The 12,871-nt window shown below is 71.3% G+C and carries 5 protein-coding genes; all 5 read left to right on the top strand.

What is annotated here, in order from left to right; all coding sequences use genetic code 11:
- Nucleotides 1-26: 26 nt before the first annotated feature.
- From D9X30_RS16090 to D9X30_RS16070, 5 genes are read left to right on the top strand one after another with little or no spacing between them, the layout of a single operon-like run.
- Nucleotides 27-2,288, top strand: a complete 2,262-nt coding sequence (locus D9X30_RS16090; RefSeq protein WP_153949766.1) for a DUF6603 domain-containing protein — start codon at nucleotides 27-29, stop codon at nucleotides 2,286-2,288.
- A gap of 2 nt (nucleotides 2,289-2,290) precedes the next feature.
- The gene (locus tag D9X30_RS16085; protein WP_153949767.1) at nucleotides 2,291-4,861 is read left to right on the top strand and encodes a hypothetical protein; all 2,571 of its coding nucleotides are present in this window, start codon (nucleotides 2,291-2,293) and stop codon (nucleotides 4,859-4,861) included.
- Entirely contained in the window at nucleotides 4,858-8,649 is a 3,792-nt protein-coding gene (locus D9X30_RS16080) for a hypothetical protein (RefSeq protein WP_153949768.1), read from the top strand. Before D9X30_RS16085 ends, D9X30_RS16080 begins: the two co-directional genes overlap by 4 nt.
- Nucleotides 8,646-10,265, top strand: a complete 1,620-nt coding sequence (locus tag D9X30_RS16075; RefSeq protein ID WP_153949769.1) for a hypothetical protein — start codon at nucleotides 8,646-8,648, stop codon at nucleotides 10,263-10,265. The genes D9X30_RS16080 and D9X30_RS16075 overlap by 4 nt, the downstream gene beginning before the upstream one ends.
- Entirely contained in the window at nucleotides 10,258-12,669 is a 2,412-nt protein-coding gene (locus tag D9X30_RS16070; protein ID WP_194946591.1) for a S8 family serine peptidase, read from the top strand. The genes D9X30_RS16075 and D9X30_RS16070 overlap by 8 nt, the downstream gene beginning before the upstream one ends.
- Nucleotides 12,670-12,871 lie beyond the last annotated feature (202 nt).

The following is a 12,871-nucleotide window of genomic DNA, read 5'->3' as shown; positions in this document are numbered from 1 at the left end:
TCACCCATGCACGCCGAGGCCCTGGCATGGCAAACAGCGAAATCGTCCGGTACGCGCTTGACCTCGGAGACAGCCTGCGGCGCGTGCTTGGGCCCGTGGCGCCCGTCACAAAGCTCGATGACCTGTCGGCCGCCGCGCAGCAACTGGCGAACGTGGCGGACAACCCGCCCTCCGTGGACGTCTGGCAGACCGCCGTCACGGCATGGGAGACTGCGCGCAACCAGCTTACCAGTGAACTTCGTCAGTACCTGCTCGAAGGCCTTCCCGACATCCCCGGCCTCTCCGATCTCGCCGGCTCGCTCGAGTGGAATAGCCCGCAGGGTATGAGCGGCACCTTGCCGCTCGGGCCGCTCACGCTGACCTTCGCGTCGTCGTCGCTCGTGCTCCAGCCGAAACTGCCGGATGGCACGATACTGCCACCGCTGACGGTCGGACCGTTTCAACCGTCGGGGATTGCGGCGTCGCTGGCCTCGCCGTTCGGCGGAAGCATGCCGGGAGGGGGTTCGATCGTACGGTTGGCGCCGGGTCCAGGTTTTGGCGGCACGCTCAACATTCCCCTCGGTGCGGTGGCGGTCAGCGCGTCGGCGGTGCTGGAGCGCATGCCCGACGGGCTGCCCTCGTTCATTGCGCTGATGGGCGTGCAGTTCAGTTCGCCAATCCAGCTTTCGTTCGGCTTCTCGCTTGACCGCGTGGGCGGGCTGGTGGGCGTGCATCGCCGCGCCGACACCGATGCCCTCGCCCTCGCCGTGCGCACTGGCGCGGCGGCCGACACGCTTTTCGCGATCCGCCCGCCCACTAACCCCAATGCCTTCATCGACAGCCTGCGCCGCTTCTTCCCGGCAATGAACGGCCGTCACCTGATGGCGCCCACCTTGCGGCTCGCGTGGCTGTCGGCAGGAGCCGACAGCTTCCTCTCGCTCGACCTCGGCGTGGTGGTGGAAATCCCCACGGGCAAGGTCGCCCTGCTCGGCGTGGCGCGGGCCGGCATTCCGGGCGCGCCCGGACTGGTGCAACTGCGGCTCGACGTACTTGGCCTTATCGATCCCGCGCAGTCGATGGTCTCGGTCGATGCGAGCCTCGTCGACAGCCATGTACTCGGCATCTTCTCGGTCTTCGGCGACGCGGCCATGCGCCTGAACTGGGGCAGCCAGGCGTACTCGGTGCTCTCGGTGGGCGGCTTCTACCCGGGCTTCAATCCCGAACCCGCGCAACTGCCGGCGCTGCGCCGCGTCGGGCTCTCGCTCGACATGCCCGGAGGCCTGATCGAGATCCGTGCCGAGGGCTATCTCGCCATCACCACCAACACCATCCAGCTCGGAGGCCGGCTCGACATCACGATCTCGATGGGCCTGAGCGCCCACGGCTTCCTGCAGGTCGATGCACTGGTGCAGTTCCGTCCGTTCGCCTTCATCGCCAGGGCCGCAGCCGGCTTCGACGTACGCGCCGGCGGCTTCAGCTTCGGCGGCGTGCGGCTCGACGGCACGCTCTCCGGCCCCGGACCGCTAGTTGTGCGGGGCCGCCTCACCATCGAGACCTTCCTTTTCGATATTTCCTGGGACGAGACCTTCACCCTCGGCTCCGGCCCCGGCGACATGGCGCCGAACCCGGGCGATCTGCTCGCCATCCTCCAGTCCGAAATCACGCGTCCCGGCAATGTGAGGGCGACTTCGGTGAACGACCCCGCCGTGGTGCTCGCGCCGCGCCCTACCCGCCCCGGCGTCGCCGCGATACCGCCCACCGGCGCGCTGCAATGGTCGCAGCGCCGCGCGCCGCTCGGTTTCCCGATCGACCGCCTGGACGGCCTGCCGCTGCCGGCCCCTGCGGGCGCACGCGTGACCACGGCCGGCGCGCCGGTGACCGAACGCTTCGCACCCGGCAACTACTGCAACCTCAATGCCGCCGAGCAACTCAACCGCCCGCCCTTCGACATGCTCGACGCCGGCCTCGTGCTCGGCAGCGGCGCGGCGCAAGCGAGCCCACCGCACGACGACTCACGCCAGGTCGACGTCATTGTCATCCTGCCCGCCAGCTTCCTCACGCTCGCTTGCAATCCCACCCTGCTCGGGCCGGCCAGCGCCTTGGTCACCGCAAGCCAGCGCCCACCGGCGCTTGGCAGCAGCGATGCGCTGATCCAGGCCACGCGCGAGACATGGGCCACGGTGCCGCCGACCAACTATCCGGCCTACGCCAGCGCCACTGCCGCGCACGCCTTCGCGCGACGCAACGATGCGGGAGGTGCGGTGCCGATGGCCGACCTGCAGGCGCCGGTCGATCTCGCGGGAGTCTGAACATGGCCAATTTCCACGCCTGGTGGGTTTCGCCGCTGCGCCATGGCGCAACCGCCAACGTGGTGGCGGGCCGCCTGCAGGCTGGCGCCACCGTCACGCTCGAAGAGATCGTTGTCGGTGCGCCCCGCACGGTCACGGCGCCCGCGCCGTACGAGCTGTTCGGCCCGGGCGACGTGCAGCGGCTTGCACCGGGTGTCATCACACGACGATTCCCCTCGCCAGGCGCCGTCGATGCCGAGGACACCAAGCGGGCGCTGGTCGAGTTTAGCCACGACGACACGCTCGACCTGCCGTGGCGCTATTCGCCCGATGCCGGCCTGCCTGGCTCAATCCGTCCGTGGCTGGTGCTGGTGGTCGGCAAGCCGGCAGACGTGATGCCGGGCCTCGATGGCCGCGTCACGCTGTCCGCTACCGCGCAGTCCGACCACCCGCTGAATCGTTCGCACCGCTGGGCACACGTGCACGAAGTCGACGGCACGCGCTACAGCCGTGTGCTGAGTCCCAAGCTATTCGAGGCGAAGACGGCCTACAACGCCGTGCTCGTCCCCGCATGGATTGTCGAGCCCGACGGCACGCTGCGCGACGCATGGCCCCTCAACGGCGGGCCGCCGGTGCGGCTGCCGTGCTACGACCAGTGGGGTTTCCGCACAGGCGAAGACGGCGATTTCGGCGACCTCGCACGCCGCCTGCGCACGCCCGCCGCAAGCGAACTGAAGGAGACGTTCGGACGGGCTGCGCTGCACTACCAGCGGCGCGGCCAGCCCGCGCCCGGCGAACCGGCGAGCGTCACATTGGCGACGGGGGGCGCACTGCAGCGTGTGACGACGGCCGGCACCGCGCCGGCACCGGTCGACGCCTGGCTGGCCGCCGAAACCGCCGCACTCGCCAGCGTCCTGCCTGCGCCCGGCGGCCGCTGGATCCTGACCTCCCCCATCTATCACGCCCCGTTCACCGCCCCCGGCACACCTGCCGCCGCCGGCTGGAGCCGCCAGTTCCTCACCGATCCGCGCCATCGCGGCACGGCCGGGCTGGGCGCGTGGGCCGGCATCGCCTGGCAGGACCGCATCGCGGCAGCCGCCGCCACGCGCGCGGGCGATCTCGCTATCGCACGCGAACGGGTCGGCAACGTCGCACTGGGCGTGGAGGTGTCGCGCTCGCTGTGGGTTCGGCGCATGCCCGCCGACGACATCGACAAGCTTGCCGTGCTCAGCGCGATGCTCGGGCGCATGCCGGCCAGTGATCAACAGACCGTCTCGATGGCACTCGACGGGCGCACGCCCGGCATGAGCCCCGCAATCTGGTCGTCGGCGGCCCGGCGGGCGCTGCGCCCCGGTCCGGCGCGCTCGGCGTGGACACGCGACGGCGTGATTCCGTGGCGCTGGCTGCTGGAAGCGGCGGCGGCCTGTCCCGACGACCCAGACGACCCGGACAACCCAGACGACGTATGGGGCGCGCCGCGCACGGGCGACCCCGCGAAGGTCGTCGGCGAGGCGCTGCGCAGGGCGCTGCGCGATGACGACGAGGCCGACGCCTTCCTGCGCCAGCTCACGCAGTCCGGCGCGCTCGCCAGTCTCGATCGCCTGGCCGGCGTCTTCAATGCCCTGACGCCCGATGTCAACGGCAATATCGACCGGGAGCGTCTGTTGCGCGTGCTGCGCAAGCCCCCCGATCTGATCGACGTGCAGAGCGTCGGCCCGTGGATAGAGCGCATTGGCGGCACGCGCCTGCCGTGCCAGCCGGTCGATCTCGGCAAGCTCGGCGGGCGCATCGCGGACGCCGTCGATCCGTTCGCAGAGCGCCCGCCCGCCGTGATCCGCGTGCTCGGCACGCTGCCGGGCATTGCCGATATCGGCCCGATCGAGATCGAACCCGAACTGGACCTGCCGCTCTGGCAGTTCCTGCGCGACGCGCAGCCGGACTGGCTGCTTCCCGGCGTGGGCGACCTGAAACCCGACCGCGTGCTTGGCCTCGCCACGCATCCAGCGTTTGTCGAAGCCTTCCTGGTCGGTGCCAACCAGCAGGCACTGGGCGAACTGCGGTGGCGCAACATGCCAATCGGCACCCGCTGGTCGCCGCTGCGCAAGTTCTGGCAGCGCGCCAGCGGCGAGATGGACATCCTGCCCATCAAGGGCTGGCCGGTCGGCACCGAACTCGGCGGCGCGGGCCTGGCCCCTGCCGGGCTCGACACCGAGGCCGTGGTACTGTTCCGCACGCCCCTGTTCCGACGCTATCCAGCCACGGTGGTCTACCTCTACAGGAATACCGACGGTTGGAAGGTGCCCGATCCAGACACGGCGCTGGACGAAGGTCGCAAGTCGTTTCCCACGTTTGCCGGGCGCATCGGCGACGACGTTACGTTCTTCGGCTTCGGGCTGGCGCCGGCGGAACTGGCCAACCACTGGGTGGTGCTGGAGGAGCCGCCCGCCGGCTATCGCTTCTACGGCATGCATCTCGGACAGGTCATGCCACCCGGCGATCCGCCCAACCCGGGCGACGGCGACGGCGCCACGTGGGGCTCGGGCACCTTCGCGCCGCCGGTGCGGGTGATGATCGGCAAGCTGGAGCTGGCATGAGCAGCGTCGAGGTCCTGGCGCCGCTGCGCATCGAAACGCGCTTCTACGCGCCAGGTCCCGGCCATGCCGGCTGGCGGCTACGCCTGCGTGTCTGGCCAGATGAATTCTCGATGGCGCGGCGCCCCGCGCCACCCTCATCCGCCGAACTGGACCTGTTCGACGACTTGCTGCGCCAATACCCCGACGATGCCGGCACGCAACTGCACGTGCTGGCCGCGCGCCTGGGCATGGAGCGCGCGCTGTGGCTGCGCCGCACGGTCGCCATCATCGCCGGCATCGACCCGCCCCGTACGGACCGCATCGCCACGCAGGACCGCAACCCGGCGGACTACCCCGACGTCCACCAGCCCTACGGCCTGCCGCCCGCCTTGCAGGTCTGGTTCGTTGCGCCCGGTGCGGGGCCCGTGCTGGCTACGACGATGTATCCGGACCGCGAGCGCATTGCCGCAGATCTCGGCCTTTCCGCCTTCGCCGGTCCCGCCGCCAGTGGCGAACTGCCACAGACGTGGTGGACCTCATTCAACGTGGCACTGGCTGCCGGCCTGGCCATCGAGATTCCGTTTGCCGATGGCGCGCCGCCGCCCGTGCTGGATGCCATTGTCGTTACGGGACTGGGCGATGCCGAACCCGCCACGCTCGCCGCGATGCACGCCGCCACCGGCCGGCTCTCTGTGCTGCGGCCCGGCACGCCCACCAACACCGTGGACGGCGAAGCCACCGCCGAGACCGGCGCCGATCCGTCCGCGTGGCAGGACGTCGATGGCAGGCCACCGGACGCGGACAGCGCGTCCGTGGCAGTGATGCAGGCGCTGGCCGGCCCCGACGCCGAGCCGTTCCGCCTGCAGGGTGGCGATGTGCCGGCGGCGGGCTACGGCCACGTTATCGTGCGTGGGCTTTGGCCGGTGCTGTGGGGGCATGCCATGCGCGATGTGACCGGCGCAGGCGAAGCCGAACCGCACCTGGCCGAATGGGCGGCCGACTGGCTCGCACCCCAGGGGCCTTATCCGGCCATCCGCGTCGGCCCGCAGCCATACGGGCTGCTGCCGGCAACGCTGCTCGCGGCGCTCGATGGCATCGACCAGGCTTCCTGGCAAATCCGCGAATGGGCCGTGCCGTGGCGCGATGCCGCTGCGCTGGACGCCGCCGCGAGTCCAGGCACCGTGGTCGGCGCCACACCTGAGCAAGCCATCGATCTGTTCGGGCAGGACGCGCCGACGCGGCGCTGGGCGCTGCGCCTTGTCTCGACGCTGCCCGTGGTCAACGCCATGCGCGCCCTGCGCGGCCTGGCGCCGCGAGCGCCGTCGGCGTGGGACGGCGACACCGCAGCCGCACTGGCCGGCCGCAAGTTGCCGCTCGCGCCGCTGGCCGCCTTCGCACGCCAGTCTGCCCTGCCCGCCAGCACCCCCGAAGCCGATTACGACGATCCCGATTCCCTGCGCCGGTTGCTGGAAACCGAAAGCGAAGCCTTCCCGCAGCGCTGGGACCGCAAGCTCGGGCTGCTTGGCCATCTGGTCTTCGACTCGCTCTGCCTGCTGCGCGCCACCGTCGGTCTGGCGCGCGACACCATCGACGCCGGCCAGCCCGTCGATCCCGCCGCGCCACTGCCGGTCCAGGCCGGCATCGATGCGCTCGTCGCGCTGGTGCGGCGTGGCCGTGCGGGAACGCCCGGCGATCCGCAGGTCGACGATCTGCTTGCTGCCGACGCGGGCGCGCAGCAGGTGGCCAAGCGCTGCATTGCCGGCCTGCAGGCGCTGCGCGAACTGGTGGAAGCCTATGCGGGCGATCCGTCCGGCGTGTTCGAAGGCGTGCTGGCCGCGCTCGATACGGCCAGCCATCGCGTGGACCCGTGGATCACCGGCCTTGCCCACGCGCGCCTGCGCGCGCTGCACGATGCCGGCGCGCGCTGGTGGCTGGGTGCCTACGGATGGGTGGACGCCCCCGCGCCCTACGATCCCGCCAACCCTGGCCACGGCTTGCCGCCCGGCCCGACGGTGGCCGGCCTGCTGCACGCGCCGTCGCAGACGCAGGCCATGACCGCCGCGCTGCTGCGCGACGCCGCCGTACGCTATCCGGGCGACACGCGCTGGCAGTTGCGCATCGATTCAGCCGGCGTGCGCGCCGCGTTGCGGCTGGCCGAGCGCGTGCGGCTCGGCCTGCATCCGTACGAGGCACTCGGGCTGGAAGTGGAACGCATCGTCGGCGACTGGGACACCGTGCGCCAGTTGCGGCAGGACTATCCGCTGCGCGCCACGCACGCAGGCCAGCGCTGCTGCGACGGCGCGCGCGTGCTGCGCCTGTTGTTCCGCCACCGACCCGGCGATCCGCCCGCGCCCGCGTTGCCGGCGGCGGTGCGCGACGCGCTGGCGGTCTGCAACGTCGCGCTCGACACCTATGCGGACCTGCTCGTCGCCGATGGCATCCACGCGCTGGTGTCCGGGCAAGGAGGCCTCGGCAACGCGGCCATGGAAGCCGCCGCCGGGCTGGGCACGCCGCCCGAACTGCGCGCCGTCCGCACGCCGCGCGAATCGGCCAGCGCGCGCGTGACGGTGTGGGCAGTACTGCCGCCCGGCCGCACGCCTGACGATGCCGCACCGCCGGCCGTCGTGGCGGACCCCGCCTTCGCCGCGCTGCTCGACCGCGAACTCGGTCCGCCATCGGCATGGACGTGGACGGTCGCAGACGCGGCCGGCGACAGCACCGTCAGCCTCGCCAGCCTCGGCCTACATGGTGCCGAAGCCCTCGCCCTTGGCGATGGCGAACTCGTGGACCGCCTGCGTACCGGCCGCGACCCGGCCGCTGCCATCGCGCCGCTCACGGGTGCCGACAAGCTCCAGCGCGCCGGCCGGCTGGCCGATCTGCTCGGCGGCGGCGACGCCAATCCGCCGGTGCCCGGCGCAGCCGACGGGCGCGACGACGATGGCGCCGCCGCCTCGCCCTTGCGCGATGCCGCGTTGGCCGACCTGTCGGCACGACTCGACCGCGTGCGCACGCGCCTGCAGGCGCTGGTGAGCACGTTCGATGCGCTCGACCTAAACGACCCGACCTCGGCCACGTGGTGCCTGAACCAGTGCCGCGCGTGGCGAGCGGTACAGGCTGACGACCTAGAGCCGCTCGCCCAGGCACGCGCCCGCTTGCAGGCGCGGCTGACGGCGGCCACGCCGGCCGGCGTCAATGGCATCCGGCAGTCCATCCGCGCGCTGGCCGGTAACGCGCGCCTGCCAGTGCTGGCGCTGGTGCCCGTGCACGTCGTCGGCACGCTGCGGGCAGCGGCGCTCGGCACCGATGCGCGCCCCGCCACCGACCGCGACTGGCTGGAGATCGTCGCCGCGGTGCGGCCACGCGTGGCGCTGCTCGAAGGCCGTCAGCTCGACCCCGCCGCCACGCCATGGCGCGCCGCCGTCCGCAATGCCGACGGCACGGCCGACCCGTGGCACGCGTCCGGCGCGGTGGTGGCGTATGGGCCGGACCCGGCCGCGCTGGCGGGCAACGTGGGCAGAGTCGCGCTCACCGTGATCGATGCGTGGCAGGATGCAATTCCCTCGACACGGCACACCACGAGTGCCGCCTTCGGGTTCAACGGCCCCAAGTCGCGCGCGCCGCAGGCCGTGCTGCTGGCTGTACCGCCGGATGCCGGCCAGCGCCTGACTGACGACCAGCTCGCGGCGCTGGTGCTGGAAACGCGCCAGTTGGCCCGCGCGCGGGCCTGCCGGCCGCACCCCGGGCATCGCGTGGCCACGCCGGGCGCGCTGTCGTCTTTCCCCGCGCAGTTCTGGAGTCCATGGACATGACCAGCCCGTTTCATTTTCGCCTTGAACCGCTGACCCCGCTGGCGGACTTCCGCAACGGCCTGCGCGCCCGCGTGGCTGATCCGGCCTGGTTTCTCGCGCGCCAGTGGCAGCTTGGCGAACTGCAGGGCGAAGACGCGTCCAGCCCGGTCTCGGTGGCCGTCAGTGTCACCCATGAACCGCTGCGCTACGCGCCGCGCCGACCCGACCTCGATCCCACGCGCACGGCCGCCGAGCCGCTGGTGGAGGCGGAGCCCGGCGACTGGTGGACCATTGGGCGCCGCGTGCGCTTGGGCCGTGCCGCCGCGCCACTGCTGGCCGCGCTGGTGCCGCCGCTGCCGGCGCAGCGGCTGGCGCTGCTGCGCTTTGGCGAACTGCCGACGCCCTACGAGGCGCTGGCGGGAGAAGTGGATGGCCGCGCGGTGTTCACCGCCGGGCTGCTTGCCGGCAACGCGTTGTGGGACGAAGTGCCATCGCCGCCCGCCGACAACTGGTCCTCGCGCCGCCTGACCCACGATGCGCGCTTCAATGCGGGATCGCGCGGGCTCGATATCCGCGATCACGATGGCGGCGATCTCGACTGGTTTTCCGCCGATGCCGGGCCCGACGTGGTGCGGCCGGTCGGCAATACGCCGGCCGAGCCGCCCCCGCCGCGCAGCGTGCTTGCGAGCCGGCTGTCTTATCCTGGCGCGCCCAATCCGCGCTGGTGGCAGATCGAGGATCAGGCGGTGGACCTTGGCGCCTTCTCGCCCGACCGCTCGCACCTGGGCACTGCACTGCTGCTCGACGTGGCGCTTGCCCATGCCGATGACTGGTTCTGGTTTCCCGTCCCGCCACCGCTGCCCGATGCGGACGGGAGCGAGCCGCCCTCGGCCGGCGTGCTCGTCACGCTGCGTCAGACCACCGTGCTCGACAGCTTCGGCGACACATGGCCCCTAGCCGCGCCGCCCGTCGATGGCCCGCAGGGCTGGTCGCTCTTCCATACCCGGGGCCTGGATGCCGGCGCCCTGCTGGTCTGGCCGGTGGCCGTGGCGCCGCATGCGGGTCCGCTGCTCGATGAGGTCTCGCTGGGCATCGACGAGGACGCAAACGCCGCCTGGGCCGTCGAACTGCGCGCCGATGGCCGCGTGCTGCTGCCCGACGACCGCAGCGACGCGGCGCTCGCGGAAACCAGGCGCACCGGCACGCGCGCGTTCCGCTACCTGCCGTCCACCACGCTGCCTATCCATTGGCACCCGTATCGGCGCGCGCAAGGCAGCGGGCTGTACGGCGACTGGCAGCAGGGCTTGGTGGCCGACCTGACCGTGGCGCTGCCGCGCCTGCGCCCGGGGCCGCTCTCGCGGCTGATCGGCGGGCCGTCCGGGCCGGGCTTCGGGCGCGGGCACGAGATCGCCGCCGAGGCCATCGCCAGCAGCGGCGTGGCGCTGCGCCGCCGCGCACGCCTGGCGCGCGATACCGACGGACGACCAGTGCTGTGGGTGGAACGCAGCCGCGCCCCGCTGGCCGGCCCGCCAGTGTCGCACCTGCGCTTCGATGTGATGGCGGAGGACTATGTGGCACCCGCAGCCGGCGATGGCAACGGCGACGGCAATGGCAATGACGGAGGCGGCCATGGCTGACGCGCTGATCGACGTGAAGCTGGTCGAAGGCTTCGTGCTGCCCTACGAGAGCGGCGCCGAACAGTACCTTGGCGATTTCAAGACAGTCTGGGACCAGTTCTTCGCCGACTATCCGGACCTGCATCTAGATCCCGCCTTTGCCGCCGAGGAAGTGCCGCTGCTTGCCGACATGGTAGACGTAGCGCGCACGCTCGACGGCGAGCCGCCCGATCCGTTCGCATGGTTCGCCGTAACGTGCGACGAGGCAGTGGCATCGACCGTTGCGGACCTGCTGTTCGGGCTGCCCTTCGTGGAGTCCGCGCATCCGCGTCCGCCGAGTGTGCCCGTCGGGCGCATTGCTTACGGCACCAACGAATACGCCGTCTTTGCCAGACAGGTGCGCGAGGCGCCAGTCGGCATTGGCGCGCGTTTCGCGTGGCGCGTGCCGGGCGGCAGCGGGCGCGGCGTCCGGGTGGCGATCATCGACCAGGGCTTCGGCCTGGCGCACGAGGACCTCGTGACGGTGCCGGTCACGACGTCGATCTTCGGCGCGGCCGACCTCGACCACAGGAATCACGGCACCGCGGCACTCGGCATCGTGGTGGCCGCCGACAACGGCGCGGGCATCGTCGGCATCGCGCCGGACGTCGATCCATATGCCGTGAGCGATACGCGCGAGGACGGCGTATCGCGGTTCCATAGCGCCTTCGGCGTGGCCCAGCGCTTCGTCCAGCCCGGCGGCGTGGTGTGGTTTCCGCTGGCCTTCCCGGTGCCGGGAGCGCCGGCGAACGCCCCCGGCGCGTATCCGATGGAAGGCCAGGACGTCATACAGGACGCGATCCAGTTGGCGTCGTTCTTCGGGATTGCCGTGGTGGAACCGGCCGGAAACGCCGGCGTCAATCTGGATACCCTGCCCGTCGCCCAGCGCCTGAACCCTGCCAGTTCGCGCTTCCACGACTCGATGGCTATCGTGGTCGGCGGCGGCCAGCGCCAGGACGATGGTACGTGGATACGCGACCCCGGATCGACCTTCGGGACACGTGTCGACTGCTTCGCCAGCTTCAGCCACCTCCAGGCGCCCATCGACAATCCCGCGAACCCGGCGGTTCCCTATACCGAGTTCGCCGGGACATCGGGCGCGTCATCGGTCATTGCCGGCGTGGTCTGCGCGATCCAGGGCATGTGCCAGGCGGCCACGAACGGACAATGCCTGCATCCGATTACGATCCGTGCCTTGCTGCGCGACCCGGCGCTCTGCACGCCGGCCGATCCGCCAGGCCGTATCGGCGGTATGCCGGACCTGCGCCGGATTGCGGCGCGCATGGGCTGGGCGCGCATCCTGCCCGCACCGGCAGCAGTGGCCGTGGCCGGCGACAGCGCCCTGCTCGTCACGACCGGCGACGACGACCAGCTCCGCTTTCGCATCTGGTCGCGCCTGACCGGCCTCGATACCGAACTCCTGCATCCCGTTTCCGACGATCGCCACACACGCTTCGACGTCCAGCCAGCCCTGCTGATGACGCTGGAAACCGCACCGCTGCTACGCACCGTGTTCGAGGTCTTCATGACCGCAGCGAACGGCTCGCTGCGCTACTACTACTGGGACACGCTCGGCAACACCGGCGACATCGAGCGCGAACGCACACCGCCTTTTACTTTCGCCCCGGGATACGACGTGGCCGCCTGCCATCCGTTGTATGAGATCACGACGATCGTCGGCACCCAGATGACCGGCAAGCTGGTGGCCGTGGACTATGACGCCACGGTGATGGGTGACCATGACTTCTCCGATCCCGTCGCGCTCGACGATCCCAGCACCTACCGCCGCGCGCCGGGTCCGGCGATGTTGAGCCGCAAGCCGCGCACGCTCGACGTGGCCGCCATCGACGACGCCGGCGCGCTGCGCTGGATCGCCGGCACGATTCCCGCCGACAGTTTCACGACGTTCTGGCGCGCGCCGGTGGCGGCGCAATGCGGCGTAGCGATGGACCCGGGCGCGAAGCCGGGCATGGCCGGCAATCTCGGCGGCGTAGCCGTGCTGGCAGTGGGCGTGGACGGGTTGCTGTATGCCTGCGGCTTCGGCCTGCAACCGGCTATGATGGAGACGCTGACGACGGTATCGCAGGCCATTTCCTTCGCCGCGCAAGGCCCGGTGGCGCTGGCGATGCTAGCCGACGATATGCTGCTGGCGGCTGCCGTGGGCGGCGACGGCCTGGTCTATGCGTCGACCCGCGCGCTGGTGATGGGCGGCCGGTGGTCGGCGATGGTGGCGGTCGATCCCGCCCAATCTGTCAGCCCGGCCGGCGGCGTCACGCTGGTCGCTCAGGGCAACGCCGCGATGCTGTTCGCGGTGCTGCCCGACGGACGACCGGGGCGAGCCGATTTTACCGTGGCAGGCGGGTGGTCGACGATGACGGCGGGTTGAGATGGGGCTCTCTCTGCTCACACCCGAGGCGGGTCGGCCATGAGTGGCCACGGGACATCGTGACGGTTGGGTCGTGCAGGCTCGCAGGGGCAGAAGCGGGCCATCATGCGTCATTAACCGTGAAAATCAACTGGACATTCCGGCGTCCGCGGCAGCCGGAACGCGGACACTCGATCGGGTCGCGTGCAAATGCGTTTCCACC

Origin of the sequence: Cupriavidus sp. U2, assembly GCF_009663685.2 — a bacterium.
GTDB classification, from domain to species: Bacteria; Pseudomonadota; Gammaproteobacteria; order Burkholderiales; family Burkholderiaceae; genus Cupriavidus; species Cupriavidus necator_C.
The sequence above is the reverse complement of the archived record's forward strand: the minus strand, read 5'-3'. Positions and strand labels throughout refer to the sequence as shown.

What these genes read in the sequence shown, in the direction of transcription:
- D9X30_RS16090 (WP_153949766.1), top strand. Translation starts at nt 27, where the DNA reads ATGGCAAACAGCGAAATCGTCCGGTACGCGCTTGACCTCGGAGACAGC.
- D9X30_RS16085 (WP_153949767.1), top strand. Translation starts at nt 2,291, where the DNA reads ATGGCCAATTTCCACGCCTGGTGGGTTTCGCCGCTGCGCCATGGCGCA.
- D9X30_RS16080 (WP_153949768.1), top strand. Translation starts at nt 4,858, where the DNA reads ATGAGCAGCGTCGAGGTCCTGGCGCCGCTGCGCATCGAAACGCGCTTC.
- D9X30_RS16075 (WP_153949769.1), top strand. Translation starts at nt 8,646, where the DNA reads ATGACCAGCCCGTTTCATTTTCGCCTTGAACCGCTGACCCCGCTGGCG.
- D9X30_RS16070 (WP_194946591.1), top strand. Translation starts at nt 10,258, where the DNA reads ATGGCTGACGCGCTGATCGACGTGAAGCTGGTCGAAGGCTTCGTGCTG.